This is a genomic window from Streptomyces sp. NPDC057136 (genome assembly GCF_042670885.1).
In the GTDB taxonomy this organism is placed as follows: Bacteria; Actinomycetota; Actinomycetes; order Streptomycetales; family Streptomycetaceae; genus Streptomyces.
This window is the reverse complement of record NZ_JBHUUV010000048.1, coordinates 23,446-46,649: the sequence shown is the minus strand read 5'-3', so window position 1 is coordinate 46,649 and position 23,204 is coordinate 23,446. Positions and strand designations below refer to the sequence as shown.

The 23,204-nt window shown below is 69.9% G+C and carries 30 protein-coding genes; 11 read left to right on the top strand and 19 right to left on the bottom strand.

Annotation, left to right across the window (positions count from 1 at the left end):
* Positions 1-64: 64 nt before the first annotated feature.
* From ACFT7S_RS34725 to ACFT7S_RS34715, 3 genes are all read right to left on the bottom strand, one after another.
* Positions 65-1,060 carry an aldo/keto reductase gene (locus tag ACFT7S_RS34725; protein WP_382739172.1) on the bottom strand — a complete coding sequence of 332 codons (996 nt, stop codon included), beginning with the start codon at positions 1,058-1,060 and terminating at the stop codon, positions 65-67.
* A 63-nt stretch (positions 1,061-1,123) separates the two neighbouring features.
* Positions 1,124-2,098, bottom strand: a complete 975-nt coding sequence (pip, locus tag ACFT7S_RS34720; protein WP_382739169.1) for a prolyl aminopeptidase — start codon at positions 2,096-2,098, stop codon at positions 1,124-1,126.
* Between the two features lie 178 nt (positions 2,099-2,276).
* Complete coding sequence (locus ACFT7S_RS34715) at positions 2,277-3,047, bottom strand: SDR family oxidoreductase (protein ID WP_382739166.1); 771 nt, start codon at positions 3,045-3,047, stop codon at positions 2,277-2,279.
* A gap of 72 nt (positions 3,048-3,119) precedes the next feature.
* On the opposite strand from ACFT7S_RS34715, the gene ACFT7S_RS34710 reads away from it, so the two are divergent.
* Complete coding sequence (locus ACFT7S_RS34710; RefSeq protein WP_382739164.1) at positions 3,120-3,626, top strand: hypothetical protein; 507 nt, start codon at positions 3,120-3,122, stop codon at positions 3,624-3,626.
* Positions 3,627-3,668: 42 nt separating this feature from the next.
* On the opposite strand, the gene ACFT7S_RS34705 is transcribed toward ACFT7S_RS34710, so the two are convergent.
* From ACFT7S_RS34705 to ACFT7S_RS34695, 3 genes are read right to left on the bottom strand one after another with little or no spacing between them, the layout of a single operon-like run.
* Positions 3,669-4,088, bottom strand: coding sequence for an SSI family serine proteinase inhibitor (locus ACFT7S_RS34705; RefSeq protein WP_382739162.1), 420 nt, complete (start codon positions 4,086-4,088; stop codon positions 3,669-3,671).
* Between the two features lie 48 nt (positions 4,089-4,136).
* Positions 4,137-4,385 (bottom strand): DUF397 domain-containing protein, encoded by a 249-nt coding sequence (locus ACFT7S_RS34700; protein WP_382739159.1) that lies wholly within the window; start codon positions 4,383-4,385, stop codon positions 4,137-4,139.
* Entirely contained in the window at positions 4,382-5,194 is an 813-nt protein-coding gene (locus ACFT7S_RS34695) for a helix-turn-helix domain-containing protein (RefSeq protein ID WP_382739156.1), read from the bottom strand. The genes ACFT7S_RS34700 and ACFT7S_RS34695 overlap by 4 nt, the downstream gene beginning before the upstream one ends.
* Before the next feature lie 82 nt (positions 5,195-5,276).
* On the opposite strand from ACFT7S_RS34695, the gene ACFT7S_RS34690 reads away from it, so the two are divergent.
* The 4 genes from ACFT7S_RS34690 (at position 5,277) to ACFT7S_RS34675 (ending at position 7,665) form a co-directional block, all read left to right on the top strand.
* Complete coding sequence (locus tag ACFT7S_RS34690) at positions 5,277-5,696, top strand: hypothetical protein (RefSeq protein WP_382739153.1); 420 nt, start codon at positions 5,277-5,279, stop codon at positions 5,694-5,696.
* A 184-nt stretch (positions 5,697-5,880) separates the two neighbouring features.
* On the top strand, positions 5,881-6,237 hold the full coding sequence (locus tag ACFT7S_RS34685; RefSeq protein ID WP_382739150.1) for a hypothetical protein: 357 nt from the start codon (positions 5,881-5,883) through the stop codon (positions 6,235-6,237).
* A gap of 45 nt (positions 6,238-6,282) precedes the next feature.
* Entirely contained in the window at positions 6,283-6,852 is a 570-nt protein-coding gene (locus ACFT7S_RS34680; protein ID WP_382739147.1) for a DinB family protein, read from the top strand.
* A gap of 177 nt (positions 6,853-7,029) precedes the next feature.
* A complete protein-coding gene (locus ACFT7S_RS34675; RefSeq protein WP_382739145.1) occupies positions 7,030-7,665 on the top strand; it encodes a TetR/AcrR family transcriptional regulator in 636 nt (211 codons plus the stop codon).
* 9 nt (positions 7,666-7,674) lie between these two features.
* On the opposite strand, the gene ACFT7S_RS34670 is transcribed toward ACFT7S_RS34675, so the two are convergent.
* The 3 genes from ACFT7S_RS34670 to ACFT7S_RS34660 all read right to left on the bottom strand — a co-directional run bounded on the left by ACFT7S_RS34670 (position 7,675) and on the right by ACFT7S_RS34660 (position 9,383).
* A complete protein-coding gene (locus ACFT7S_RS34670; protein ID WP_382739142.1) occupies positions 7,675-7,848 on the bottom strand; it encodes a hypothetical protein in 174 nt (57 codons plus the stop codon).
* A 228-nt stretch (positions 7,849-8,076) separates the two neighbouring features.
* Positions 8,077-8,538: a hypothetical protein gene (locus ACFT7S_RS34665; protein ID WP_382739140.1), complete on the bottom strand. Its 462-nt coding sequence runs from the start codon at positions 8,536-8,538 to the stop codon at positions 8,077-8,079.
* Positions 8,539-8,639: 101 nt separating this feature from the next.
* Positions 8,640-9,383 (bottom strand): GDSL-type esterase/lipase family protein, encoded by a 744-nt coding sequence (locus ACFT7S_RS34660; protein ID WP_382739137.1) that lies wholly within the window; start codon positions 9,381-9,383, stop codon positions 8,640-8,642.
* Here ACFT7S_RS34660 and ACFT7S_RS34655 point away from each other — a divergent pair.
* Positions 9,382-10,389, top strand: coding sequence for a WD40 repeat domain-containing protein (locus tag ACFT7S_RS34655; RefSeq protein ID WP_382739134.1), 1,008 nt, complete (start codon positions 9,382-9,384; stop codon positions 10,387-10,389). The genes ACFT7S_RS34660 and ACFT7S_RS34655 overlap by 2 nt on opposite strands.
* Before the next feature lie 9 nt (positions 10,390-10,398).
* On the opposite strand, the gene ACFT7S_RS34650 is transcribed toward ACFT7S_RS34655, so the two are convergent.
* Positions 10,399-10,797, bottom strand: a complete 399-nt coding sequence (locus tag ACFT7S_RS34650; protein WP_382739131.1) for a PPOX class F420-dependent oxidoreductase — start codon at positions 10,795-10,797, stop codon at positions 10,399-10,401.
* A 91-nt stretch (positions 10,798-10,888) separates the two neighbouring features.
* Here ACFT7S_RS34650 and ACFT7S_RS34645 point away from each other — a divergent pair, with 91 nt between their 5' ends.
* From ACFT7S_RS34645 to ACFT7S_RS34630, 4 genes are all read left to right on the top strand, one after another.
* Complete coding sequence (locus ACFT7S_RS34645; RefSeq protein ID WP_382739128.1) at positions 10,889-11,395, top strand: GNAT family N-acetyltransferase; 507 nt, start codon at positions 10,889-10,891, stop codon at positions 11,393-11,395.
* 65 nt (positions 11,396-11,460) lie between these two features.
* Positions 11,461-12,084, top strand: a complete 624-nt coding sequence (locus tag ACFT7S_RS34640; RefSeq protein ID WP_382739126.1) for a class I SAM-dependent methyltransferase — start codon at positions 11,461-11,463, stop codon at positions 12,082-12,084.
* A 43-nt stretch (positions 12,085-12,127) separates the two neighbouring features.
* The gene (locus ACFT7S_RS34635; RefSeq protein ID WP_382739123.1) at positions 12,128-12,820 is read left to right on the top strand and encodes a class I SAM-dependent DNA methyltransferase; all 693 of its coding nucleotides are present in this window, start codon (positions 12,128-12,130) and stop codon (positions 12,818-12,820) included.
* 13 nt (positions 12,821-12,833) lie between these two features.
* The gene (locus ACFT7S_RS34630) at positions 12,834-13,253 is read left to right on the top strand and encodes a DUF4259 domain-containing protein (protein WP_382739120.1); all 420 of its coding nucleotides are present in this window, start codon (positions 12,834-12,836) and stop codon (positions 13,251-13,253) included.
* A gap of 9 nt (positions 13,254-13,262) precedes the next feature.
* Here the strand turns inward: ACFT7S_RS34630 and ACFT7S_RS34625 are convergent, their stop codons facing one another.
* From ACFT7S_RS34625 to ACFT7S_RS34585, 9 genes are all read right to left on the bottom strand, one after another.
* Positions 13,263-13,760, bottom strand: coding sequence for a DinB family protein (locus tag ACFT7S_RS34625; RefSeq protein ID WP_382739117.1), 498 nt, complete (start codon positions 13,758-13,760; stop codon positions 13,263-13,265).
* 33 nt (positions 13,761-13,793) lie between these two features.
* Positions 13,794-14,405 carry a Uma2 family endonuclease gene (locus tag ACFT7S_RS34620; RefSeq protein ID WP_382739114.1) on the bottom strand — a complete coding sequence of 204 codons (612 nt, stop codon included), beginning with the start codon at positions 14,403-14,405 and terminating at the stop codon, positions 13,794-13,796.
* Positions 14,406-14,564: 159 nt separating this feature from the next.
* Positions 14,565-15,683 (bottom strand): phosphoserine transaminase, encoded by a 1,119-nt coding sequence (gene serC, locus ACFT7S_RS34615; protein WP_382739111.1) that lies wholly within the window; start codon positions 15,681-15,683, stop codon positions 14,565-14,567.
* 87 nt (positions 15,684-15,770) lie between these two features.
* Positions 15,771-16,979, bottom strand: a complete 1,209-nt coding sequence (locus ACFT7S_RS34610; protein WP_382739108.1) for a cytochrome P450 — start codon at positions 16,977-16,979, stop codon at positions 15,771-15,773.
* Positions 16,976-18,223: a cytochrome P450 gene (locus tag ACFT7S_RS34605; protein ID WP_382739105.1), complete on the bottom strand. Its 1,248-nt coding sequence runs from the start codon at positions 18,221-18,223 to the stop codon at positions 16,976-16,978. The genes ACFT7S_RS34610 and ACFT7S_RS34605 overlap by 4 nt, the downstream gene beginning before the upstream one ends.
* The gene (locus ACFT7S_RS34600; RefSeq protein ID WP_382739103.1) at positions 18,220-18,864 is read right to left on the bottom strand and encodes an ATP/GTP-binding protein; all 645 of its coding nucleotides are present in this window, start codon (positions 18,862-18,864) and stop codon (positions 18,220-18,222) included. The genes ACFT7S_RS34605 and ACFT7S_RS34600 overlap by 4 nt, the downstream gene beginning before the upstream one ends.
* Positions 18,845-19,216, bottom strand: coding sequence for a DUF742 domain-containing protein (locus tag ACFT7S_RS34595; RefSeq protein WP_382739100.1), 372 nt, complete (start codon positions 19,214-19,216; stop codon positions 18,845-18,847). Before ACFT7S_RS34595 ends, ACFT7S_RS34600 begins: the two co-directional genes overlap by 20 nt.
* The gene (locus ACFT7S_RS34590; RefSeq protein ID WP_382739097.1) at positions 19,213-19,659 is read right to left on the bottom strand and encodes a roadblock/LC7 domain-containing protein; all 447 of its coding nucleotides are present in this window, start codon (positions 19,657-19,659) and stop codon (positions 19,213-19,215) included. The genes ACFT7S_RS34595 and ACFT7S_RS34590 overlap by 4 nt, the downstream gene beginning before the upstream one ends.
* The gene (locus tag ACFT7S_RS34585; RefSeq protein WP_382739095.1) at positions 19,656-21,155 is read right to left on the bottom strand and encodes an ATP-binding protein; all 1,500 of its coding nucleotides are present in this window, start codon (positions 21,153-21,155) and stop codon (positions 19,656-19,658) included. The genes ACFT7S_RS34590 and ACFT7S_RS34585 overlap by 4 nt, the downstream gene beginning before the upstream one ends.
* Before the next feature lie 311 nt (positions 21,156-21,466).
* Between ACFT7S_RS34585 and ACFT7S_RS34580 the strand changes: the two genes are divergently transcribed.
* On the top strand, positions 21,467-23,182 hold the full coding sequence (locus ACFT7S_RS34580) for an LCP family protein (protein WP_382739092.1): 1,716 nt from the start codon (positions 21,467-21,469) through the stop codon (positions 23,180-23,182).
* Positions 23,183-23,204 lie beyond the last annotated feature (22 nt).

Below are 23,204 nucleotides of genomic sequence, written 5' to 3'. Positions count from 1 at the left end.
GATGACGACGGCGGCCGCCACGGCCGTACCGACTGCGCCGGCTACCGACTGCGCCGGCTACCGGCTACCAGGCGAAGTTCTCCGGGGACGGCCCCGGGCCCGGGAAGATCTCTTCCAGTGAGGCCAGCACCTCGTCCGGAAGCTCCAGCTCGATCGCGCGCAATGCCGAGTCGAGCTGCTCCTGTGTGCGCGGGCCGCTGATCGGCCCGGTGACGCCCGGCCGGGTCAGCAGCCAGGCCAGACCCACCTCGCCGGGCTCGAGCCCGTGCTTGTCGAGCAGATCCTCGTACGCCTGGATCTGCGCCCGCACCTTCGGATCGGCCAGCGCCTCACCGGAGCGGCCCGAGGTGGACCGGGCGCCGCCGCCCTCGCGCTCCTTGCGGATCGCGCCGCCCAGCAGTCCGCCGTGCAGCGGCGACCACGGGATGACGCCGAGGCCGTACTCCTGCGAGGCCGGAATGACCTCCATCTCGGCGCCCCGCTGCATCAGGTTGTAGATGCACTGCTCGCTGACCAGACCGTACGAACCGAGCCGCTTGGCCGTCTCGCTCGTCTGGGCGATCTTCCACCCGGGGAAGTTGGACGAGCCCGCGTACAGGATCTTGCCCTGCTGGATCAGTACGTCGATGGCCTGCCAGATCTCCTCGACCGGGGTCGACCGGTCGATGTGGTGGAACTGGTACAGGTCGATGTGGTCCGTCTGGAGCCGCTTGAGGCTGGCCTCGACGGCCCGGCGGATATTGAGCGCGGAGAGCTTGTCGTGGTTCGGCCAGGCATCCCCGTCGGCGGCCATGTTGCCGTAGACCTTGGTGGCGAGGACGACCTTGTCGCGGCGGTCACCACCCTCGGCGAACCAGGTACCGAGGATCTCCTCGGTGCGCCCCTTGTTCTCCCCCCACCCGTAGACGTTCGCGGTGTCGAAGAAGTTGACCCCTGCCTCCAGGGCGGAGTCCATGATCGCGTGGCTGTCGGCCTCGTTGGTCTGCGGTCCGAAGTTCATCGTCCCGAGGACGAGCCGGCTGACCTTGAGTCCCGTGCGTCCGAGCTGCGTGTACTTCATGACCACCAAGCCAACGCCTTCGAGCGCGCTCGAAGCAAGAGGCGGCGGTGGCCCGTCGACCGGTTACGCCTCTCGCGCGAACCGGTCCAGCGCCGACAGCACCGCCCGGCTGGTCGCCGCTCCGCCCAGGTGGCCCGCGTTGTCGATGACCGTCAGCTCGGCGTCCGGCCAGGCCTTGGACAGTTCCCAGGCCGTGATCAATGGGCCGCCCAGGTCGAAGCGGCCGTGGATCAGGACGCCGGGGATGCCGGTCAGGCGGCCCGCGTCGCGGATCAGCTGTCCCTCCTCCAGCCAGGCGCCGTGCGAGAAGTAGTGGGAGCAGATCCGGACGAGCGCCGTCTGCGCGTGGCCCGGGCGGCCGCTGTACGGGGGAGGGCCCGTGTACGTCTCCTGGGAGAGCACCGCGTCCTCCCAGGCACACCAGTCGGCCGTCGCCCTCGCCCGTACGTCCGGGTCGGGGCTCTCCATCCTGCGCGCGTACGCGGCGACGAGATCGCCGGGCCCCGCCGCCTCCGGTACGCCCGCCCGGAACAGGTCCCAGGCCTCCGGGTAGATGGCGCCCACGCCCCGGTACAGCCAGTCGATCTCGCTGCGGCGGGTCGTCGTCACGGCCGGGATCACGATCTCCGAGACACGCTCCGGGTGCTGTTCGGCGTACGCCAGGATCAGCGTGGAGCCCCAGGAACCCCCGTACAGCAGCCACGTGTCGATCCCGAGATGGGTGCGCAGGCGCTCCATGTCGTCGATCAGATGGCCGGTGGTGTTGAGGCTCATATCGGCGGCCGGGTCGCTCGCGTGCGGGGTGGAGCGGCCGCAGTTGCGCTGGTCGAAGAGGACGACCCGGTACCGCTCGGGATCGAAGTACTGCCGCGGCCGGGCGGTGCACCCCGAACCCGGACCGCCGTGGACGACGAGCGCGGGCTTTCCGGCCGGGTTGCCGCAGACCTCCCAGTACACGAGGTTGCCGTCGCCGACGTCGAGCATGCCGTGGTCGTACGGCTCGATGGGAGGGTACTTTTCGTCCGGTTTGCGGTCCACGGTGTGTCTTTGCGTCCTTGCGTCTTCTGGATCGGGCTCAGCAGCCCTTGCACTCGGTCGGGTCCGGCAGGCCGGGCGGGTTCTTGCGGCCCGTGATCGGCCCTACGACGGCTTGCGATTCGGCAACGACCTGAACGGCCCCGTCGTTCCACGGAGTTTGCCGAACGACTCGACATTCCTAGGATGCGGAACCGCCGTTGCTCTTCAGCAACTGACCGTTGATCCACTGACCTTGCGGGGAGCACAGGAATTCCACGAGGTGGGCGGTGTCCTGCGGGGTGCCCAGGCGGCCGAGCGGTGTGGACGCGACGCAGGCCTCCTGGATCTCTTCCGACATCCATCCGGTGTCCACCGGACCGGGGTTGATGACATTGGCGGTGACCCCCAGATGGGCGAGCTCGTGGGCGGCGGCCAGCGTGATCCGGTCCAGTGCGCCCTTGCTCGCCCCGTAGGGGAGGTTGCCGACGGTGTGGTCACTGGTGAGCGCGACGATCCGGCCGGTCCCGGCGCCGGCGCGGAAGCGGAGCCCGTACTCGCGGATCAGCAGCCAGGTGGCGCGGGCGTTGACCGCGAAGTGCCGGTCGAAGCTCTCGACGGTGGTGTCCAGCAGCCCCGAGTCGACCGATTCGGCGTGACTGAGGACGAGAGCCGTGACGGGGCCGAGGCGGCGTTCCGCCTCGTCGAAGATCCTGGACGGGGCATCGGGGCCCGAGAGGTCCGCCTCGATGGCGGTGGACCGCGCCCCGGACGCGCCCAGCGCGGCGGACACGGCCTCCGGGGCGCCCTCCTCGGCTCCCCATGCCATGCGCTTGTCGTACGGCGTCCAGTAGGTGAACGCGATGTCCCAGCCCGAGGCGGCCAGCCGCCGGGCGATCCCGGCCCCGATGCCGACGGTGCGTCCCACCCCGGTGATCAGGGCGACGGGGCGAGGAGGTTCGGTGGTAGTCACGGCAAGCGATCATCCGGGAGGGTACGGGGCACGGCAACCTCTTTGCGGTGCCCCCGGCGTAGCCTGGACGCCGTGAACGCGACCCCGCACGTACTGGCCGTACTCGACGACGTGCTCGCCTCCATCGCCCCGGGCGACCGCGGCTCCCTGTGGCAACTGTCCGAGCCGGGCCGCCAATTGGACGCCAATCTGGTGCACCTGCCGGCGGATGCGGAGGTGGCCGAGCACCAGGAGAACACCCTGGACGTTCTCGTGGTCGTCCTCGCGGGTTCCGGGCGTCTCACGACGGGCCCGGACACCCTGGACCTCACCCCGACGACGGTGACCTGGCTGCCCCGGACCTCCCGCCGCGCCCTGGCTGCGGGCCCGGAGGGCCTGTCGTACCTGACGGTCCACCGCCGCCGCCCCGCCCTCACCATCCAGTCCCCGGCCGGCCCTCCGGTCTCGGCCTCGGCCTCGGCTGAGGGCGGTGAGGCTCCCTGCCTGCTGGACCGGGTCTGCCCGTCGTGCGGCCGGGTCGCGGAGGGCGCGGCGCCGAGGTTCTGCGCCGAGTGCGGGGAGCGGTTGGCGGGGCGCTGAGGGCGGACCCCGCCGCGTTCGCCGTAGTCGCCCTGTTCGCCGTCAGAAGCGGAAGACCGTCCCGGTCGCGGAGTCCAGCACACAGGCGCTGGGATAGGTCTTGCGCCAGGACACGGGGCGGTCCTGGTAGGTACCGAACACCTCGGCGGTGACCGGGTCGTACTCCTTCGTGCACATGTGGCGGTCGCCGGGCAGCCCATCGAAGTCCCCGCCCGCCTCGACCACCTCGGCGCAGGCAGCCGCCGGGTCGGGGTGACCCGGGCTGTCGACGGCGGGACAGGTGAGTACGACGGCGCGGTACCAGGTCTCGTCAGATCCGCTGACGGACAGGACCAGTTCGAATTCCTCAGCGGCGATCGGTGCGCCGGAGGGGGCGGAGACGGGTTCGGCGGTGGCGTGGGCCGTACCGGCCAGGCCGGTACCGAGAAGAACGGCCGCGACAGCGGCGGTGAGCTTGTTCATGGTCGGCTAACGACCTGGCCGTGAACACGTCACTACTCCACACGTGGCTCAGGCGGAGGCGTCGGCCGCGAATCCGACGAAGGACGTCCAGGCGGCGGGGGAGAGGGCGAGTGCGGGGACGGCGAGATCCTTGGAGTCGCGAACGTGCACGGTGTGGGGGCAGGTGGCGACTTCTACGCAGTCCCCGCCCTCGTTCCCGCTGTAGCTGGACTTTGACCAGGTGAGGGCTACCTCGACGCAGTCGCCGCCCTGGTTGCCGCTGTAGCTGCTCTTGAACCAGTGGAGGTCGGTGCTCATAGTTCCTCTGCCATCTTCTCGATCATTTCCCGTGACTCTTCGGGAGTGTATGCCTGGGCTCGCAGAAGGCCATACTTGCCGAACAGGTTGCCCAGGTCGGGCTGTTGGGTGACGTAGAAGCTTCCGCCCTGCCCCTCGATGTACGCCAGCTGGCGGCGCTTGGAGTTCTCCAGGAGGACGAAGGGGCCGTCAAGCGCTGGGTGGCTCTCTCGTTCTGGTGACATCAGTTGGATCTTTACGTGTCGGAGCTGTACCACATCGAGAAGGTGGCGCAGTTGCTCTCTCCGCACTCGTCGACCGCCGATCGGACGCGTGAGCGCAGCCAATTCCAGGACGAAGCTGATGTCTGGGAGTGGCCTTCGGGACAGCAGGCTCTGACGGGCGAGCCGGGCGGCCACTTTGGCTTCGACTTCATCGTCGTCAAACGTCGGGTACTGGCCAGCGAGGACGGCTCGTGCGTACGCCTCGGTCTGGAGCAGTCCCGGCATCACGTGGGTCTCGTAGGCGTGGCGGGCTACAGCGCCGGATTCCTCCTCAGCGAAACCCGCGAACCAGGGTGGCAGCGGACTGGTGCGAAGGGTCGGCGCGACGGCGAGCAGTGCACCCTGTGCACCCAGCGTCTCGTCCGCCTGCTGGGTAAACGCCCCCTTCGGCGGCCGCGCGCCCCGTTCCACCATGGCCACCTGGGACTTGGAGTAGCCGATCCGCGCGCCCAGTGCTTCCTGCGACAGCCCCGCCCGTTCGCGGAAGTGGCGCAGCAGTTGGCCGAACATTTCGGCGTTGCTGTCCCGTTGATCACTGGAGTGCACAGGCCCACCTCTTACGTACACCGCTGTTCACGGACTACATGTGGTGCTGGTCACGTTACGTGTGCGCCGCAACGCTGTACGCATGGAACAGCGAAGTTCACTTGATCCGGTACCGACCTGGGTACCCGCCTCCGGGCACGCCCTGCGGCACGCGGGAATCCACTTCGACGCGGTGCGGGCGATCGGTCTGCTCGGCGAGCAAATCGCGTACGAGATCATGCAGTTCACCGACTTCCAGGCCGGACCGATCGTCCGCTCCGGGATCGGCGAGCGCAGCATGTTCTTCCTGCTGCCGCCGCGGACCGTGGCCGCCTACCGCTGGCCCCCGGGTACGGAGGCGCTGAGCCGGGACGGGCGGGGGGCGGCGTTCGTCGGGGTGCCCGCGCTGGACGGGGCGACCTGGCCGCTGGACTGGCGCTCCCGGCCGACGGCCGAGGTGCCGTACGTCGACCCGGGGCTGCTGCACGAACTGACGCTGGGCGTCCTGGCCCGGAGCTCTTGAGGAGTGGATGGTCCGTTTTTCGCTCCAGAAATTCCGCAGACCGAGGGAACGAATACCGCGTACGCCTCCTCTGGTGGGTGTCGATTCCTACCGCAGGAGGCCCCATGCCCCACCGCACGGCGCAGCGCGCAGCCGTACTCCTCGCCTCGGTGCTCACCGTGGACGCTCTGTCACAGAGGGTTTCGTGGCCGCCCCGTACGAACACGTGGGGGCTCTACTGGCGGACCTGGAGGGCGACTTCGGGCGGATCGCACCGGACATGCGGAACCTGCGGGTCGTACGGCGGGACGGGGTGCGCGTCGAGGCGCTGGCGCGCAGCGCGTACGGGATGCGGGCCCGGTTGTACGGGGAGCAGCGGCCGGGCTGGTGCTGGCTGCAGAGCCAGTTTCTGCTGCTCGGCGTCGCGGCGGCCCCGGACGGCGACGGCACAAGGGTGGCGTTCACCGGCGGGGTACGGGTGCCGGGGCGTGCGGCGCTGGTGCCGCTGGGGGTGCGCCGGGAGGGAGAACGCAGCTTGCGGCGGCTGAAGGAGCTGCTGTGAACGGCCGGAGAAATTAGTGGCGGGCCCGGGTCCGCGCGGACGACGATGGAACGTATGACTGATCAACCCGCACGATGGACCCAGGCAACCACCTACCCCGACATGTGGGCCGACCCGGACGACGACCCCCGTAGTAGCGAAGGTGTCAGCCCGGACGGCGAGCTTGCGACGCTGCAGGAATTCCTGAGGGACTACCGCTTGACCCTGCGGATGAAGTGCGAGGGCCTGGATGCGGAGCAGCTGGCCCGTCGGTCGGTTCCGCCGTCGACGATGTCGCTGCTCGGCCTGCTGCGGCACCTTGCCGAGGTGGAGCGGGACTGGCGCAACTGGATCAGCGACGGTGAGCGGCTCTCGAAGCTGTACGGCGAGCGTGACGCGGATTTCAACGGGGCTGTCGGCGAGCAGGCCGAGGTCGACGCCGCGTACGCCGATCTGGAGCGCGAGCAGGCCGCGACCGACGCCGCGCTGGCCGAGCACCCGGATCTGGGCGAGCGTCTGGGGAAGGACGGGATCGCGGTTCGGGAGCTGATGGTGCACAGGATCGAGGAGTACGCCCGTCACTGCGGGCAGGCCGACCTGTTGCGCGAGTGCATCGACGGCAGGGTGGGCCAGTAGCGAGGGCGTGGGGCCCGGGGGTTGCGTTCGCCGCCGGAAGCGCATGCGGAGCCGCGTTCGATAGGCCGTTGGTGTGGCGGAATGGTGGACTTGTCCCTCGGGCGAGGAGAATGGCTCGGCATCGATGGCAGAGGCGAGACAAACCCCTCTGCTGTGCCCCTGGCCTGAGGAGGACCGGTGACGGACACCAAGGTGAAGCAGCGAACCGGAGCGTCGGGGGACCGGCTTCGAGCAGTTGTTCGCGAACAACTGCTCGTAGCCGGATTGGAGTTGTTCGGGGTGTACGGGTACGCCGATACGACCGTGGACGCCCTGTGCGCGGAGGCCGGGGTGCCGGAGGCCGTGTTCCGGGAGGAGTACGACTCCCCCGAGGGATTGCTGATCGCGCTGCACAACCGGGTGTCGACGAAGGGGATGCGAGCGGCGGAGAACGTCCAGCTCGCCGAGGACATCGACGAGTGCACGGCGCAGGAGCGGGTGCGGCGGCTCTTCGACGCGTACGTGAACGCCGTTACGCGTGATCCACGTGAGGCGCGCGTGGCGTTCGTCGAGGTGCTGGGCGTCAGCCGGGCCGTGGACGAACACTGCCGGCGCTGGCGGGAGACGTGGGTGGAGTTCTACTCCGCCGCGACGGAACGGGCCGTGGGGCGGGGCGAGGCGGTGAACACGGACCACAGGGCCGACGTCATCGTGATGGTCAACACGATCCTCGAACTCATGGCCCACCACAGCCGCCGCCCGCGCCGGGCGAGGCCGGAGGATGTGTCGGGGGAACTGACGTACCTGGCACTGACGTTGCTGACGACGGAGTAGGGCACGGATCTACGCGGCGTCCCTGTCCGGCTCGCCCGACGGGCCGGGCGGGTGCGCCGCGTTCGCGCGGGACATGGCGGCCTCGTCGGGTGCGCCGGCCTGCTCGTAGGAGGCGGCCGAGCGGAGCCAGGTCTCGCGGATCTGCTCGGGGGCCGCGTCGGCTGCGGCGAGGGTGGCGGCCACTTAGGCCAGGGCCTCGCCCGCGAGGAATTGGTCGTTCATCTCGGTCAGGATCTCTACGGCGCGGGTGCCCGCGGTGAGGGCTTCGTCGTAGCGGGAGAGGGCGCGCAAGGCAGTTCCGAGGTTGTTCCGGGTGCCACCTTCGCCGTGGTGGTTGCGCCGTGCCCGTGCCCGTTGGCTCTGTGCCTGCCGGACTTCTTCTTGGCGCCCATTTCTCTCCGCCCCGCCGCCTTACCGGTTGAACGTGTTGTGCTGCGTTCCGCTGCCCTGTACCGGGCCCTCGAACGTCGCGCCCCGGAAGTCGTTGTGGACCGCGCCCGGCGTGCCCGCCTCCGGGGCGATGGCCTGGACCGCTGCCTCCAGGTCCGCCGCCGCCTCCGGGTCCGCGGTGAGGGAGGCATGGAACATCGCTTCCCATACCCGTACCGCACGGGCGAACGCCTCGTCCGCCGCGACCTGGGCGCGCAGCGCCTGCGCGAGCTCCTCGGCGCGGTTCCGGTCCTCGGGCCGGCCCTCCAGCGCCGCCAGAGCGGTCTCGGTGGTGCCGGGCTCCGGCGACGCGCCGTCCACGCAGTCCGGGGCCGGACCGCGGCGGCGTACCAGACCGGTCAGCCCCACCCACGCCTGGCGGCCGATCTCGCCGCCCGCACCGCCGGCCAGCGCGGCCAGCACACCCAGTGAAATCGGGTCCATGGAACCCACCCCCGCAACAGATCGACCACAACCGGTGAAGCACCCACCGTATGATCGGCCGCCGGGAGGCCGCAGGCGAATTGTGCAGCCTGGAGGGCCTGTTACCTGCTCGCGTAGGGTCCGCCGACGCCCCATGCCTGGTGCATCGCGTCCGCGAAAGCGGCGGCCAGTTTGTGTTCGCCGGTCGGGCCGGGGTGGGTGCCGTCGTACGTGTCCTCGTGGATGTCGTACGCCGTCGGGCGCGAGGCCAGCAGGACGGGGGACATCGGCTCGTCGAGGTCGGCGACCGCCTTGGCGAGGAGCACGTTGAAGTGGTCGCATTCGGCGGCGAACGGGGCGTCGGACTCGGCCCGGATGTTCGGTATGACGGGCAGGAGCACGGCCTTGATGTGCGGGTTGGCGGTGCGCGCCGCCGCGATGAACGCCCGCGCGTTCGCCGCAGTCTGCTCACTGTCCGTGTAGAAGCCGAGGTCTATCAGGCCCAGCGAGACGAGCAGGACGTCGGCGCGGGTCGCGGTGACCGTGTTCGCGATCGCCGGGGCCATGTGGAGCCAGCCCTCGCCCCAGCCGGCCAGGTGTCGGCGGGCGGCGACGGGGAAGGCGGGGTCGCCGTACGTGTACGAGACGGGGGCGTTCGCCCCGGTGTCGTACAGCTCCGAGCGTGGGCCGACGATCGCGTATCCGCCGGGCAGCGTCGCTTCGAGGTGCTGCCACATCCGGTAGCGCCAGGTGAAGTCGCCGGAGCTCCCGATGGTCATGGAGTCGCCGACGAAGAGAAAACGCATGGCGTAATCATTGCCGATCAACGCTCCGGCCTGCGACGTGACGATGGACACTTGTGCCATGCGTGCGTATCTGACTGCTTACGGGGCCGCCCTCCTGCTCGTCCTGACGGGGGCGGCCCCGGCCGTGGCCGATGACGGAGCCGACCAGAGCTTCACGATCGAGGACCCCCGGATCACCGAGTCCAGCGGCCTCGCCGCGAGCCGGCTCCACCCGGGCGTCTACTGGACGCACAACGACAGCGAGGACGGCCCCTACCTCTACGCCGTCGACTCCCGGACCGGGAAGACCGTTGCGACGATCACCATGCGGGGGGTGGGGGAGCCCCGCGACGTGGAAGCGGTCTCGATCGGGCAGGACGGGAATCTGTACGTCGGTGACATCGGCGACAACCTCGACGGGTCCTGGGACCACGTCTGGATCTACCGCTTCCCCGAACCGAAGCAGCTGCGGGACGCCACGGTGCAGGCGACGCAGTTCGACGTGACGTACGCGGACGGGGCGCGCAACGCCGAGGCGATGATGGTGCACCCGAAGACGGGGCGGGTCTACATCGCATCGAAGAACGAGGACGGCGGCGGGCTGTACGAGGGTCCCGCACGGCTCTCCACGGGCGGGAACAACGTGTTCCGGCGGGTGGGCGAGGTGCCGTGGGTGACGGACGGGGCGTTCTCACCGGACGGTACGCAGCTGGTGCTGCGCTCCTACTTCAGCGCGCGCGGGTACGCCTTCGAGGACGGCCGGATCGGCGACGACCACCGGGTGGACGCACCGTTCCAGGGGCAGGCCGAGTCGGTGACGTACACGGCGGACGGTTCGGCGCTGATGTTCGGCTCGGAGGGGGCGCGCAGCGATGTGGTGCGGGTGGGTGCGGGGGATGGGGGAGACGACGGGGGCGGCAGCAAGCCGCCGTCGAAGGACAGCGGGGGGACGTCCACCGGCGGGGGTGGCGGGGACGGGGACGGGAGCGGCGGCAGCGGGGTGGAGGGCACCACTCTGACCGGGGCGATGCTGCTCGCAGCGGTGGGCTTCCTGGTGTTCATGAACCGGCGGCGCAAGCAGGGCTGAGGGCCGCCGTCAGTTGTCCGTGACCGGGCGGACCTCGTAGTGCACCGTCCGGTCGCGCATCACCTTGTGGGCCAGCGGGACGAGCACGCCGTGCACCACCGGGTGCTTGTGGGCGAGCAGCTTGGCGGCATGGGCGTTCTCCTCGCTCCCCGCGTCGAGCAGGCGCACCCGGGCCTTGATCTGCGGGCCCGTCTCCTTGCCCCGCGCGGTGGACGGGGCGATCTCCACCACGGGGTTGTTGCGCATCCGCTTGGCCTTCCATGCCGCGGCGAACGTCCGGATGTAGGCGTGGTCGCCCTCGACGGCGATGCTGACGGGGGTGCCGACGCCCGAGCCGTCCCGCTTGTGGGTGGTGAGGTTGACGGCCCACTGCTTGACGAAGCGGCTCAGCTCCGGGCTCGTATCCATGTCTCCATTGGCGCATGGTCCGGGCCTCGCGTCATCCTGCGGCGCACTCCCCACGAGAGCCTCGAAGCCGTCGGCGTAGGGTCGGCGGCCTATGACGACGACCAACCAGCCCGCGCCCTTCTCCACCACCCGTCTGGACGCGCTGCCGCTGCGGACCGGATACGCGGACGAGATGGCGGCCGTACTCGCTGACCCGGCCCTGTACACGTTCACCGGGGGCGCCCCGGAGGACGCGGACACCCTGCGCGCCCGCTACGAACGCCAGAGCGCCGGATCACCCGACCCCGCCGAACTCTGGTGGAACTGGGTGCTCCGGGTACGTACCGACGACTGTCTGGCGGGCTATGTGCAGGCGACGGTGCGCGACGGGCAGGCGGAGATCGCCTGGGTGATCGGGTCCGGACGGCAGTGCCGGGGCTACGCCAAGGAAGCGGCGACGGGCCTGGTCGCGCACCTGCTGGGGGGCGGACACGTCCGTACGGTCGTCGCGCACATCCACCCCGACCACGCCGCATCCGCCGCTGTGGCCTCGGCGGCAGGGCTCACACCCACCGAGGTGTGGGAGGACGGCGAGGTGCGGTGGCACCGGGCCGGGTGATCCGCCCGAGTCGGTGCGGGCAGGTCGCACCGGTGCCATGCTGGACATGACACCCGGAGGTCACGATGGGCTTCTACGCCGAGCAGATCGTGCCGCGCATCGTCAATGTCGCCTGCGGGGCGAAGACGACCGTGCCTCTACGGCAGCGAGTCTGTGAGGGCCTGAGCGGCAACATCGTCGAGATCGGCTTCGGTACGGGACACAACGTGCCCTTCTACCCGGCGGCCGTCACCCAGGTGGCCGCGGTCGAGCCCTCAGGCGTCGGATGGAAACTCGCCGGCGAACGCATCAGGGCGGCAGGCATCCCGGTGGAGCGCACCGGTCTGGACGGTCAGGCGCTGCTGTTCGAGGACGACAGTTTCGACGCTGCGCTGTCCACCTGGACGCTGTGCACCATCCCCGACGCCGCTGCCGCCCTGCGGGAGGTGCGGCGCGTCCTCAGGCCGGGCGGGACGCTGCACTTCGTGGAACACGGGCTGGCCCCGGAAGAGGACGAGAGCGTGCGCCGCTGGCAGCGACGGCTGGAGCCGATCAACAAACGGGTCTTCGGTGGCTGCCACCTGACCCGGCCGGTCGTCGACATGCTGACGGCCGCAGGGTTCACCATCACCGAACTCGACGTCTTCTACGAGAAGGGCGCCCCGAAGGCGATGGGCGCCGATTCGCTCGGTGTCGCGCTGTCTCCGTAGCCGCTCTTCAGGTGCCCGTCCCCGCGGAGTAGGGTGCCCGACCGTGACCGAACTCGACTTCCTCCGGACCACCCGGACCTCGTACGACACCATGGCCGTCGGCTACGACGAACGCTTCCGGGACGAACTGGCCGCCAAGCCGCTGGACCGGGCGATGCTCGCCGGATTCGCCGAACTCGTACGGGACGGGGGCGGCGGGCCCGTGGCCGATGTCGGTTGCGGTACGGGGCGGGTGACGGCCCATCTGCATGGTCTTGGCGTGGACGCGTTCGGGATCGACCTGTCGCCGGGGATGCTTGCTGTGGCCCGGCGGAACCATCCAGGTCTGCGGTTCGAGGAAGGGTCGATGCTCGGCCTCGACCTGCCGGACGGTGGGCTGGGCGGGCTGATGGCGTGGTACTCCACGATCCACGTGCCGGACGAGCAACTGCCGGGGGCGTTCGATGAGTTCTTCCGGGTGCTCGCCCCAGGAGGTCACCTTCTGCTGGGGTTCCAGGCGGGTGACGGGGTGAAGCGCCGGACGGAGGCGTGGGGGCGCGACATCGACCTCGATTTCCGCCGTCGCCAACCGGAATGGATGGCCGGGCTGTTGGTCGAGGCAGGGCTGACGATGACGGCCCGGATGGTGCGCGAGATCGATACCGAGAGCGACTTCCCGGAGGTGACCCCGCAGGCGTTCCTGCTGGCGCGCAAGCCGATTGTCAGTGGTGCGCGCGAGGATGGTGGCACCAACTGAGGGGGAGGTCGCCGTGGGCACCTGGGACATCGGTCACTTCGACAACGACACCGCCGCCGACTTCGGCGGTGACCTGGACGACGCGCCGTCCGGCAAGCGTGAGGCCCTGCTCAGGGATGCGCTGACGGTCGTGACGGGGACGGGGCGCGAGGAGTACCTCGACTCCGACGAGGCCGTGGTGGCGGTGGCCGCCGCCGCGCTGGTCGCCGCGCAGTGTCCGGGGGGTGCCCCCGTGACCACGCCGTACGGGCCCGACGAGCCGCTGCCGCCGCTCGCCCCGGAGCTGCGCGGTCTGGCGGTGAGCGCCCTGGACCGGGTGGTGGGCGAGGAGTCCGAACTCCCGGAGCTGTGGGGAGACTCCGGGGAGGGCGAGCAGTGGACGGCGGGCATCGCCGAGCTCCGGGAGGTGCTGGCGAGGGCAGCGGGGGTGTGACGGGCCGGCTCAGCCGGTGCGGTGGGTGCCCGTCGCCCCGTCGATCAGTTCACGGACGATGTCCATGTGCCCGACGTGGCGTACCACGTCCTCCAGCATGTGGATGAGGACCCAGCGCATCGACACGGTCTTCCCGTCCCACGAGGTGCCCGTCTCCTCCAGGCCGATCTCCTCGATCGCCCGGTCCGCGGCGGCGCGGGCACGGCCGTAGAAGGCGAGGATCTGCTCGGTCGTCTCGTCCGGGGAGACCGTCATGTCGTTCTTGTACGGGTCGAACCAGAGCTTCTCGGTCTCGCGGCCGAACGACGAGCAGAACCAGCCGTATTCGACGGTGGCGAGATGCTTGACCAGTCCCAGCAGATTGGTCCCGGTGGGGGTCATGGGGCGGCGCAGCTGTTCGTCGTCCAGCCCTTCCAGCTTCCACAGCATCACTTCACGGTGGTTGTTGAGGCTGGCGTGCAGCGATTCCTTCTCGCCGCCGGCTGTGTACGGCACGGTCTTCGTCATGCGCGGGAAGCTAGCAGCGACCACTGACAACGGTTACGGGCGGGACTGGCTGGCCTTGACCAACTCGGCGACATCGAGGGTTACTTCGGCGCCGATGGAGACGGGGAGCACGGCCTGCTGGCCCGGGGCGTACGCCTCGTGTCGGTCGTAGGTGCCGCCGACGGGTTCTGTCAGTACACGGACGCGGCCGTGGCGACGGTCGAGGATCACGTACACCGGGATCTTGGCGTAGGCGTAGGCGGCGACCTTGTGGCGCAGGTCGTTCTGATAGTTGCTGGAGGTGACCTCCAGGACCAGGCGGAAGACGCCGGGGTCATAGGTGGCATTCTCGGCCCGGTGATCGTCGTAATCGGCGTCGACGACGGCGAGGTCGGGGATGGTGTAGTCCTCGGGTCCACCGGGCAGCCACAGGCCGATTCCCTGGAGGACCTTCGACTCATCGCCGTGAAGTCCTGCGGCCAGGAAAGGGATCATGAGGCTGGTCAGTGCGTCGGCGTGCGGGCCGTCCCGGGGCGGGGCCACGGTGATGGCGCCTCCGATGATCTCGACGCGGTAGCCCGGAAGCATCTGCGAGAGCCGGTTGGCGCTTGTGAGCAGGGGGTCCGGCTCATCGCCATGGGGGTTCTCGACCGTTGCCGCAGACATTGCGGGCCTCCTGGGACGGTTGATGTCGAGAACATCATCGTGGGACGGCGTGCCCGGTTTCGTCCTGCAAGCGGCCGGGTCACCCGGTCGAGTGAAGCAGAAACGGCCCTGCACACGTGGCGTGTGCAGGGCCGTTCCGTAGGCGAAATCGCTTAATCGCTACAGCTTCTCGATCACGTAGTCGATGCAGGCAGTCAGGGCCTGGACGTCCGACGGGTCGATCGCCGGGAACATCGCGACGCGCAGCTGGTTGCGGCCCAGCTTGCGGTACGGCTCCGTGTCGACGATTCCGTTGGCGCGCAGCACCTTCGCGATCGCCGAGGCGTCGATCTCGTCCGCGAAGTCGATCGTGCCGATGACCTGCGAGCGCTTCGCCGGGTCGGTGACGAACGGGGTCGCGTGCTTGGACTCCTCCGCCCAGCCGTACAGGTTCTGCGCCGACTGCGCGGTGCGGCCGGTGGTGAAGGCCAGGCCGCCCTGGGTGTTCATCCACTTCAGCTGCTCGTTCAGGAGGAACAGCGTCGCCAGGGCCGGGGTGTTGTACGTCTGGTTCTTCAGGGAGTTGTCGACCGCCGTCGGAAGCGAGAAGAACTCCGGGATGTGGCGGCCCGACGCGTGGATGCGCGCCGCACGGTCCAGGGCTGCCGGGGAGAACGCCGCGATCCACAGGCCGCCGTCGGAGGCGAAGGACTTCTGCGGGGCGAAGTAGTAGACGTCCGTCTCGGTGATGTCGACCGGCAGGCCGCCCGCGCCCGAGGTGGCGTCCACCACGACCAGGGAGCCCTCGTCGGCGCCCGCGACGCGCTTGATGGGCGCGGCGACACCCGTCGAGGTCTCGTTGTGGGTGAAGGCGTAGACGTCCACGCCCGCCTCGGCCTGCGGGTCCGGGTGGGTGCCCGGGTCGGAGGCGATGACGGTCGGGTCGGCCAGCCACGGGGCGAGCTTGGCGGCCTTCGCGAACTTCGACGAGAACTCGCCGAAGGTCAGGTGCTGGGACTTCGAGTCGATCAGACCGTGCGTCGCGACGTCCCAGAAGGCGGTGGAGCCGCCGTTGCCGAGGACGACCTCGTACCCCTCGGGGAGGGAGAAGAGGCTGCGTACACCGTCACGTACCTCGCCGACCAGGTTCTTCACCGGAGCCTGGCGGTGGGACGTACCGAGGAGGGAGGTGCCGGTGGCGGCCAGCGCGTCGAGCGCCTCCGTCCGCACCTTGGAGGGCCCGGCGCCGAAACGTCCGTCGGCGGGCTTGATGTCAGCGGGGATCTGGATGTCGGCCACGAGCCGGAGCGTAGTCGGTCCGGTGGACGGTCGAGGACCCTGTCCGTCGGATGAGACGCACGCTCCAGCTCGTGGACGGCAGCCGTGTCAGCCCAGGTCGACCGGGAGTTCGAACAGGTCGTTCTGGGTGACGATCGGCTTGTTACGGAGTTCGGAGGCCGGCACCGCGAGGTCCAGCTCCGGGAAACGCTCGTACAGCGCGGGCAGCGCCACCCCCGCTTCGAGGCGGGACAGTGCCGCACCCGGGCAGACGTGCGGGCCGTGGCCGAAGGCGATGTGGCGGTTGGGGGAGCGGGTGATGTCGAAGTCGCCCGCCGTCGGCCCGTACTGCTCCTCGTCGCGGCCGAGCGCGCCGAACGAGACGATCAGCGCCTCACCCTTCGGGAGGACCCGGTCGCCGACCGGTACGTCCTCGGCCGCGAAGCGGATCAGGACGTGCGAGGTGGGCGTGTTCCAGCGCAGCGTCTCCTCGATCACGTTCTCCCACGCGACCTCGCCGTTCAGCACCCGCTTGCGCTGCTCCGGATGGGTCTGGAGGGCCTCCACGACGTTGACGATCAGGCTGATCGTCGTCTCGTGACCGGCCGCGACGATCAGCTGGAGCGTGTTGACGATCTCCTCGTCGGAGAGCTGGTCGCCGTCCTCGGAGGCCGCGATCAGGGCGCTGGTCAGGTCGTCGCCCGGGTTCGCCCGCTTCTCGTCCACGATCTTCGTGAAGAGGGCACCGAGGTCCGCCATCATCTGCGGGACCTTCTCCGGCGGCGTCTGCGTCGAGAAGAACATCTCGAACAGTTCCTTGAGCCGGGGGTGGTCGGCGGCGTCCACACCCATCAGCTCGCTGATGACGTTCATGGGCAGCGGGTAGGCGAACTCCGCCTTCAGGTCGACCGTCTCCCCCTTGGGGAGCGCCGCGAGCCGGTCCAGGCTCGCGTTCGTCAGCGCCTCGATGCCTGCCCGCAGCCGCTCCACCCGCTTCACCGTCAGCGCCTGCGCGACCAGCGTGCGCAGCCTGCGGTGCTCGGTGCCGTCCACCGTCAGCATGGAGCGGCCCGGGTTGGCCAGGCCGATCAGCGGCCAGTCCATGGGTATCTCGCCGCGCTGCCAGGCGCCCCAGACGTTGATGTCCTTCACGACGCGGCTGTCGGTGAGCAGCGCACGCGCCTCGGCGTGGTGCGTGACGGCGTAGCAGTGCACCCCGCCCGGCAGCTCGACCTCGGCCAGCGGTCCGGCCGCACGCAGCGCGGAGCTCTCCGCGTCGAGATCGGTGACGAAGGGGTCGAGGACGATCCGGGTCATTGCTGGCCTCCGAGGGCGGGCGTGGGAGTGAAGCGGACCGGCAGGTCCGTGAGACCGCGCAGCCACGGGGACGGGCGCCGCGTCAGCTGCTCCTCCGCCACCGCGAGGTCGACGTCCGGCAGCCGGTCGAGCAGGACCTCGATGCCGGTACGGGCGACGACCTCGGCGGTCTCCTGCGCGGGGAACGGGCAGCGGTGCTCGCCGTGACCGAACGAGAGGAACGCGTTGTTGCCGCCGGTGAGCGCCGAGCCGTCGGTGCGCACCTGCGGGTCGCCGTTGGCCGCGGCGATGCCCAGGAGCAGCAGGTCACCGGCCTTGATGTGGCGGCCGCCGAGGCGGGTCTCGCGGGCGGCCCAGCGGCCCGCGACGTTCTGGGTGGGGGTGTCCTCCCAGAGCACTTCGTTCATCGCCTCGCCGATGCTGTGCCGGCCGCCCGAGAGCGAGGCGGCGAACCGGTCGTCGGTCAGCATCAGCCGCAGCGAGTTGCCCATCCAGTCGGCGGTCGGCTGGTGGCCCGCGGCCATCATGACCATCAGGTCCTGGGCGATCTCCTCGTCCGAGAAGCCGTCCGTGTTGGCGAGCATCCGCGTCGCCACGTCCTCGCCGGGCTCGGCGTGCTTGTCGACCAGCAGCTGGATCATGGACGAGGCGAGATGCATCTGCCCCGCGAGCGCCCGCTCGCGGCCGTCGATCATGTCGTTGATCGAGCCGACGAGCGCCTCGCCGACCTCGTTGGAGAAGCCGTAGATCTTCGCCAGGACGAGGACCGGGAGCAGCGTCGCGTACTCGGCGATGATGTCCGTACGGCCGGTGGAGCAGAACCGGTCGATGAGACCGTCGGCGAACTCCTCCGCGTACCGCTTGAGCGCGAAGGGGTCCACGCCCTCCAGGGCCTCGCTGATCATCGCCGCACGCCGGCTGTGCCGTTCGCCGACGGTGTAGAGGATCGACGGCTGCTTGCGGCCGATCATCGGCAGCAGCGGCCAGTCGTCCGGGATGCGGTCCCACTGGTTCCACAGTTCGGAGTCCCGGCTGAACAGCACCGGGTCGCTGGTGACCTGGTGCAGTTCCCGGTAGCCGAGGATCAGCCAGGCGGGTACGCCGCCGTCGAGCACGACCGGGGCGACGGCGCCGTGGTCGCGGCGCATGTCCCGGTACAGCTGTACGGGGTCGGTCTGGAACCGCGGGCCGGACAGCGGCACGGGCAGGGGTGCGGAGCCGTGGGACACGGGGCACTGGTTCACAGGGTGGGCTCCGGGGTCATGGCGGCCGGGGCTGCCGTCAGGGCCGCCTCGGTAGTGCGGGCGGCAGCCAGCTCCTGGAGGTGTTCGACCAGGGTGATCAGCACGTACTTGCTCGACGACCGGTCCCGGGCGTCGCACTCGACGAGCGGTACGTCGGGTGAGAGGTCGAGGGCCTCCCTTATCTGCTGCTCGCTGTGGAGCGGACCGCCGAAGTCGTTGCACGCGACGATGAACGGCGTCCCGTGGTGCTCCAGCCGGTCGATCGCGTACCAGGAGTCGGAGAGCCGCCGGGTGTCGACGAGGACGACGGCGCCGAGGGTGCCGGAGAACAGCCGGTCCCACAGGAACCAGAAGCGCTCCTGTCCGGGCGCGCCGAAGAGATAGAGCACCGAGCGTGCGTCGAGCGTGATCCGGCCGAAGTCGAAGGCGACCGTGGTGGACGTCTTCGCGTGCACGCCGTCGAGGTGGTCGACCGCCTCGCCCGCGCGGGTCATGGTCTCTTCCGTGTTGAGCGGACGGATCTCGCTCACGGAACGGACCATGGTGGTCTTGCCGACCCCGAAGCCGCCGACAACGACGATCTTCAGTCCGTTGTCGGCCGTCGCCTGCAGGGCGTCACGGTCAGAGGTTGCGGAGTCCAACGAGCACCTGTTCCAGGATGTCGGGGTCGGGGAGCCGGTCCGCGACACGGGCAGTACGGGGGTGCCGGGCGCTGATCCGGCCGGTGTCGAGCAGGTCGCACAGCATGATGCGCACGATGCTGACGGGCAGATTCAGGCTTGCGGCGATCTCGACGAGCGCGGAGGGCCGCTCGCACATCCGCAGGATCGCGACGTGCTCCGACTGCATGCCGGGGGATGGCTCGCACTCGGAGACGACGAGCGTCACCAGGTCGAAGGCGGCCGAGTCGGACCTGCTACGGCCACCGGTGAGGGTGTAGAGCCGGTCCGGGTCGTCGTCGCGGCCCGGGCGGCGACGGGGCGCCGCCGTCATACGCCCGCGGTTTCCGCGGCCGCCGCGTGGGCCGCCGCTTCGGCGGGGGTGCGCGGCGGGGCGACGAGGTGTTCGCCGAGCTGCTCGACGAGCTCGCTCATGTTGTGGCCGACGAGGCCGACGTCGGAGTCCTCCGAGGCGACGACCGCGAGATGGGCACCCGCGCCCGCCTCGACGATGAACAGCACCCCGCCGTAGAACTCGGCCATCGCGGACCGTACGCCGCCGGTGCCGTCACCGAACTCGATGGACGCGCCGTGCGACAGGCTCTGGATACCGGCGGAGATCGCGGCCAGCTGGTCGGCCTGGTCGACGGAGAGCTCAGGGGTGCGGCACAGCTTGAGGCCGTCCCGGGACAGGACGAGGGCGTGCCGGGCGCCGGGCGTCCGGTCGAGCAGCCCCTCCAGCAGCCAGTTGAGCTTCTCGTCGGTGGTCGCGGTCATCGGGGGTTGCCTTCCGGGTGCGGGGAGTTGGCTCGTACCGCCTTGCTGAAGGTGCTGAAGCGGGCTGCCTGGACCTTCGGGTCGGTGGTACGGGGCCGGGAGGAGTCGGCGTCGTCGGAAGTGACGTTGCCGGTACGGGATTCGGCGGCGGCGAGGGTGCGTCCGCGGCGCCGCTTGGGGAGGCCGCTCTCGCCGAACTGGGGGAGCGTGCCGGTCGTTTCCGACGCGGAGCGGTGCGCTTCCTGCGGCTCTTCGTACGGCGCTTCCTGCGGTTCGGGCCGCGGTTCGTTCTGCGCTTCGGCATCGGCGGTGGGCGCCGGTTCCGGTGCCATGGGTACGGGTGTGGGGAACTCCGGGGCCGCCACCGGAACCCCGGAACGGGAGATGAGTTCCTGCGGCAGCATCATCAGCGCGCCCGTGCCGCCGCGCGCGGACGGCCGGAAGGAGACGGTGAGACCGTGCTTACGGGCCAGCCGGCCGACGACGGCGAGCCCGAGCCGGGTGCCGGAGATGCCGGTGAGGTCCCGGTTCTCGGACGACACGGCACGCTGGGCGCGGCGCAGCTGCACATCGCTCATCACCAGGCCGCTGTCCTCGACGGTGATGACGATGCCCGCCGGCACCTCCTCGACGTACACATGCACTTCGGCGGTGGGCGGCGAGAAGTTCGCCGCGTTGTCGAGGAGTTCGGCGAGCGCGTGCATGATGCCCTCGGCCGCGTGCCCGGCGATCGCGACGTCACTGGTGGAGTGCAGACGTACACGCTGGTAGCTGCCGATACGGCCCATCGCGCCGCGCAGGATCGACTCCATGACGATCGGCTTCGCCCAGCGGCGGCCGGAGCGTGCACCGGTCAGTACGGCGATGGAGTCGGCCAGCCGGCCCGCCTGGGCGGTGCGGTGGTCCAGGTGCAGGAGATCACCGAGTACGTCCTCGGCGGTGTGCCGGTGCTCCATCCCGCGGAGGTCGGCCAGCATGCTCGTGGCCAGGGCCTGCATCCGGCCCGCGGCGTTGGCGCAGGCGGCCACGGCCGCGGAGCGTTCGGTCTCGCTGCGGGTGGCGCGGGCGGTCAGCTGCTTCACCTCGGCGCCGAGGCGGGCGCACTCCGCGGCGGCCTCGGAGGTGACCCGGGCCGTCTCGGCGGCCGCCTGGGCGTTGACCCGGGCGGTCTCGGTGGCGGCGGCGGCCCTGATCCGGGCGGTCTCGGCGGTGAAGCGCTGCGCCTCCGCGGCGGACGAGGAGACGAGCCGAGAGGTCTCCGTGGTGAACCGCTGGGCGTCGGCGGCCCGCATCGCGCGCAGGCCGCGCGCGGTGAGCAGGGAGTGGACGGCGACGGTCACGGCGGCGCAGAGCAGTACGGCGGCGGACCCCGCTCCCCAGGCCAGCGGGGTCCGTACCGATGCGGGGGCGGCGGCAACCGCCCACAGACACAGGGAACCGGTTACGGCTGCGGAGACCAGCAGGGCGAGTGCGGTCGGCCGGAATATGGGGCGCAATCGGAGTCCTTGGGGCGGACGGTACAGGGCGGGACAATCGGGACGCTTCAGTTCATGAAGGGCGGAACGTCATAACTGGAGCTGACTATTCCTGATCAAGTCTCGGCAACTATAGGAGAATTGACGACTTGTTTGGGGATTCCATGTGGTCATTTCTGATTGGTCCTTCAGTAAGGCCGCCTATCGGCCGGGGCGTGCGAACCCTGTGCGCCCGGCCCGCGGGCAGGGAGATGTGAGGATCTTTCCGGCCCCGAATCGGCGGAGAGGCCGGGCGGATAGGCTGAGTGACCCGATGGAGGAAGCAGGGAACCGTGGACGCGCAAGGCCGTGGTCGGGGCGAGGCTGTCGACCCCGCTGACCAGTGGGTGCTCAACCCGGACACCGGCGATTACGAACTGCGACTGACTCCGTCCGCAGAGCAACCGCCCACCCCCTCCGCACCCGGCCGCTCAGCGCGCCGCCGGTCCGGCAACGGCGAGCGGGCCACGGTGCCCGGGCAGCGCGGACGCCCGGACCCGCAGTCGTCCCGGCAGCCCCGCGGACGCTCCTCCCGGCAGCTCGCCGAACAGCAGAGCGGGCGCCGCAGGTCCAAGCAGAAGACCAACAAGAAGAGGGCGCTGGTCTGGACCGGCGGCGTCATGGTGTTCCTGCTGCTGGCCGTTGTCACCGGTGGCTACCTCGTCTACCAGCACTTCAACAGCAACATCCGCGCCGTCCCCGACGACGGCGCGGGCACCGGGGGCTTCAGCAAGGACCGGGCGATCAACGTCCTGGTGATCGGCACGGACAAGCGCACCGGTGCGGGCAACGAGGGATACGGCGACAGCGGCAGCGTCGGCCACGCCGACACCACGATCCTCCTGCACGTCTCCAAGGACCGTACGAACGCCACCGCGCTGAGCATCCCCCGCGACCTGATCACCGACATCCCGGACTGCCCGACCAGGCAGAGCGACGGCTCGACGAAGGACATCGCGGGAACACCGGGCAAGCGGTTCAACGAGAGCCTGGGGCAGTACGAACGCACGCCCAGCTGCACCATGCGCACCATCACCGAGCTGACGGGCGTCAAGGCCGACCACTTCATGGTGGCGGACTTCAACGCGGTCAAGACGCTGACCGCCGCGGTCGGCGGTGTCGACGTCTGCCTGGCCAAGGACATAGACGACGAGAAGTCCCACCTCAAGCTGTCCAAGGGGGACCACACGCTCGACGGCGAACAGGCGCTGGCCTTCCTGCGCACCCGCAAGTCCGTCGGCTTCGGCGGTGACCTGAGCCGCATCGAGCTCCAGCAGCAGTTCCTCGGCTCGCTGATGCGGAAGCTGAAGTCCAACGACACGCTCACCAGCCCCACGAAGATGTTCAAGCTCGCCGACGCTGCGACCAAGGCGCTCACCGTCGACGAGCGGATCAAGGACATCAATCAACTCCGCAAGCTGGGCATGGAGTTGAGCTCCGTCGAGATGAAGAACATCACCTTCACGACGGTGCCGGTCATCGACAATCCGGCGGAGAAGGTCAAGGCCACCGTCGTCGTGGACAAGACGAAGGCTCCGCAGCTCTTCTCGATGATCCGCGAGGACATCTCCCTCACCGAGGTCAAGAAGCAGAAGAAGGCCCAGGCGGCGGCGAAGCTCAAGGGGCCCCGGGCCGCATCGGCGGACGTACGGGTCGACGTCTACAACGGCGGCGCGCCGTCCGGGTCCGCGCAGGAAGCCATCGACTGGCTGCAGAACTCGGAGGGCGTGCTGAAGTCCAGCAATCTGGCGAACGCGCCCGAGAAGGTCGCGAAGACCCAGCTCGTCTACGCCCCCAACCAGGCGGACCAGGCCCGTCAGCTCGCGGACCTGATGGGCCTGTCGGCCTCGGCCCTGAAGCCGACGACGAAGGACGCGGGCGAGATGGAGCCGATGAAGCTGACCCTGGGCCCGGACTTCACCGCGGCGGGCACGCCGCTGACCCCGCCGTCCAAGGCGCCGGAGAACATCCAGCGAGTGGAAGCCGACAAGTCGGTCTGCGCGAAGTAGCCGTACCGCGTACCGGGTCGTC

What these genes read in the sequence shown, in the direction of transcription:
- ACFT7S_RS34680 (WP_382739147.1), top strand. Translation starts at nt 6,283, where the DNA reads ATGGAACGTATGACTGATCAACCCGCACGATGGACCCAGGCAACCACC.
- ACFT7S_RS34665 (WP_382739140.1), bottom strand. Translation starts at nt 8,538, where the DNA reads ATGGACCCGATTTCACTGGGTGTGCTGGCCGCGCTGGCCGGCGGTGCG.
- ACFT7S_RS34690 (WP_382739153.1), top strand. Translation starts at nt 5,277, where the DNA reads ATGGAACAGCGAAGTTCACTTGATCCGGTACCGACCTGGGTACCCGCC.
- ACFT7S_RS34590 (WP_382739097.1), bottom strand. Translation starts at nt 19,659, where the DNA reads ATGACCGCGACCACCGACGAGAAGCTCAACTGGCTGCTGGAGGGGCTG.
- ACFT7S_RS34660 (WP_382739137.1), bottom strand. Translation starts at nt 9,383, where the DNA reads ATGGCACAAGTGTCCATCGTCACGTCGCAGGCCGGAGCGTTGATCGGC.
- ACFT7S_RS34655 (WP_382739134.1), top strand. Translation starts at nt 9,382, where the DNA reads ATGCGTGCGTATCTGACTGCTTACGGGGCCGCCCTCCTGCTCGTCCTG.
- ACFT7S_RS34595 (WP_382739100.1), bottom strand. Translation starts at nt 19,216, where the DNA reads ATGACGGCGGCGCCCCGTCGCCGCCCGGGCCGCGACGACGACCCGGAC.
- ACFT7S_RS34625 (WP_382739117.1), bottom strand. Translation starts at nt 13,760, where the DNA reads ATGACGAAGACCGTGCCGTACACAGCCGGCGGCGAGAAGGAATCGCTG.
- ACFT7S_RS34705 (WP_382739162.1), bottom strand. Translation starts at nt 4,088, where the DNA reads ATGAACAAGCTCACCGCCGCTGTCGCGGCCGTTCTTCTCGGTACCGGC.
- ACFT7S_RS34700 (WP_382739159.1), bottom strand. Translation starts at nt 4,385, where the DNA reads ATGAGCACCGACCTCCACTGGTTCAAGAGCAGCTACAGCGGCAACCAG.
- ACFT7S_RS34620 (WP_382739114.1), bottom strand. Translation starts at nt 14,405, where the DNA reads ATGTCTGCGGCAACGGTCGAGAACCCCCATGGCGATGAGCCGGACCCC.
- ACFT7S_RS34640 (WP_382739126.1), top strand. Translation starts at nt 11,461, where the DNA reads ATGGGCTTCTACGCCGAGCAGATCGTGCCGCGCATCGTCAATGTCGCC.
- ACFT7S_RS34645 (WP_382739128.1), top strand. Translation starts at nt 10,889, where the DNA reads ATGACGACGACCAACCAGCCCGCGCCCTTCTCCACCACCCGTCTGGAC.
- ACFT7S_RS34650 (WP_382739131.1), bottom strand. Translation starts at nt 10,797, where the DNA reads ATGGATACGAGCCCGGAGCTGAGCCGCTTCGTCAAGCAGTGGGCCGTC.
- ACFT7S_RS34725 (WP_382739172.1), bottom strand. Translation starts at nt 1,060, where the DNA reads ATGAAGTACACGCAGCTCGGACGCACGGGACTCAAGGTCAGCCGGCTC.
- ACFT7S_RS34610 (WP_382739108.1), bottom strand. Translation starts at nt 16,979, where the DNA reads ATGACCCGGATCGTCCTCGACCCCTTCGTCACCGATCTCGACGCGGAG.